Origin of the sequence: Azohydromonas australica DSM 1124 (assembly GCF_000430725.1) — a bacterium.
In the GTDB taxonomy this organism is placed as follows: domain Bacteria; phylum Pseudomonadota; class Gammaproteobacteria; order Burkholderiales; family Burkholderiaceae_C; genus Azohydromonas; species Azohydromonas australica.
Window position 1 is genome coordinate 1 of record NZ_AUMO01000158.1, and the last position, 2,141, is coordinate 2,141.

The window sequence follows — 2,141 nt, forward strand, 5'->3', positions numbered from 1 at the left end:
ACGGTCTCCGTACGCCTATTCGTATTCACAGTCCTACTCCTATCTGGAAGATAAGCGATAGACCGTGTCCGGTGATTCAGGGGGCCAGCTCAGTACGGTCTCGCACGGCTGGACTGGTAAGGTAACAGACCATACTCTGGAATCTCTGTACGAGGGTCTGTGCAACTACGATAGCGTGCGAAGCCACGAATAAAACATAGGCGTTTTGCCCATTCAGCCGGACGCACCGTGGATGGCTCCTGGGCCCACTCGAGAGACAAAGCAACCGTGATGAAGGGTGCTTGCCGCTGCTCCAGGAAGGTCACGAACTGCGCCAATCTCAGTCCTGCAGGGTACATTTTGAACCCGAGTCCGCGGCGCATTGCAAGATAGTCATGCATCGCTTCACGCAAGGTGTTCATCGCATTCCTCCCGGCCAAGGCAGCGCCAGTGCTCGTAACGCGGTGAAGTCGACCTTGGCGTAGATCGCTGTGGTCTGGGGGCTGCAATGGCGCAGAAGATCACCAATCTCCGTCAACGAGGCGCCCTGGCGTAACAGCTGCGTAGCGAGAGCATGGCGGAACTGGTGCGCTCCTTTACGGGTCGATTCGATGCCAGCCCGTTTGAAGGCGCGCTTGACGATCGCATCAATCGAGTGAGGTGCCATCAGACTTCGGAATGGCGGGTGTACAGTCAAGAATAAGCTTCGATCGTTGCATTGGGGACGATCGTGTATTAGGTATGCAGCAATAGACTCACCAACCTCAAAAGGTAGAGGTAGGCGGCATTCATTGCCGCGCTTGCCCGGAACTCTCACGCTGCCTGCTTCCCAATCGATGTCATCAAGTGATATTGCTGTGATCTCTCTGGCACGTAGACCAAGTTGTGAAAGCAACAGTAGGACTGCTCGGTCACGTCGCCCCGCTGCCATGCGCGCATCACAATGCTCAAGGAGCTTGATGACATGGCCAGGCGCAATTGACCTGGGAATTGAGGCCTTCGTCCAATTAGCCACAGCAGGAACAGCCGCCCCAAGATCATGGCGGACAAAGCCGCTATAAAGTGCGTACTGCAGGAATGAGCGCAGCGCAGTTGTCATTAACTTGGCTCTCGTGGTCGATATGTGCTGTGCTTGGCGTTGAACGAACCGACTCACGTCGTCAGAGCACAACCCGTCAAGGTTCACGGGGCCGTTGCCAAAGTGTTCCGTCAGGAACTGTAAGACCAATGGGACATAGGTTGATATCGACGCCTTAGCCAAAGAACGTTTGTCATGAAGATATGTGGCGTACTCGCTGGAAATTCGTTGAGCATCAGACAGAATAGGTGCCTGTGGTACCGGCTTGAAAAAAACTCCTTGCGCTCGCATCAGTTTGAGCATCCTGTAAATTGCTTTTGACTCACCTCCTCGACGACACCAATGCTGCATGCGATATTGCATGTACTGCTCACAATGCCGCTCCGCCAGATCGTGCAGTACGACTCCCTGCGACTCCAGCCACCTGCTGAACTCGGCGACTACCCGGGTCTGCCATTGCGTTGAGAGAGTTGAGTAGCCCAGTTCAAACAATAGCGCGGTGTAGGCATCAAGGTGTGCTGCCAATGGCCCTGTGGGCTGCCACGCTAGCGTCCATGAGCGGTTCCGAGGCTGTTCCATACGGCTCTCCTTCCAGGTGACTGCCCTGGAGGAGAGAAAACTATGTCCCGTACGCGTGATCGTCTACTCCAGGCGGCCAACCGAACTGGGACAGGCACGCGGGACATAGGCCGCTGCAGGACATAGTGCCAATTCCAGATTGGGTACCGCGGCTTCATCACGCTGGCCTACCGCTGCCCGCACGTCCGAAGCCTGCAGGCCGAGGCCATCCACGAGGGCGACTTCTTCGATCACATGCAGGGCAGCACAACGTTCCTGAAGTACCGCAAGAGCCTGCGCAAGCGGGGAGGGCTCATCGGGGCGTTCTCACATGTACACCTGGCCAGCGGCATCGAGCTGGCTTGCGTGCTGCGGCCGGACGACCTCCTCAAGGTCCGCGCCTGCAGCGAGACCTACGGCGCCCTCGTGCGCGCCGCCGAGACGGCCAAGGAGCGCGCGGCGGCCGAGCGGCGCCTGGCCGAGACACCCTGGGTCCTATGGGAGGACTCCATGGCGGCGAAGTCCG

The 2,141-nt window shown here is 57.7% G+C and carries 2 protein-coding genes; one reads left to right on the plus strand and one right to left on the minus strand.

Annotated elements, in window-relative coordinates; translation table 11 throughout:
- Positions 1-397: 397 nt before the first annotated feature.
- Positions 398-1,636: a tyrosine-type recombinase/integrase gene (locus tag H537_RS51350; protein WP_084150816.1), complete on the minus strand. Its 1,239-nt coding sequence runs from the start codon at positions 1,634-1,636 to the stop codon at positions 398-400.
- Between the two features lie 162 nt (positions 1,637-1,798).
- Here H537_RS51350 and H537_RS44220 point away from each other — a divergent pair.
- Positions 1,799-2,141: recombinase RecT (locus tag H537_RS44220; RefSeq protein WP_238446728.1), on the plus strand; the 343-nt coding region annotated here is incomplete at its 3' end.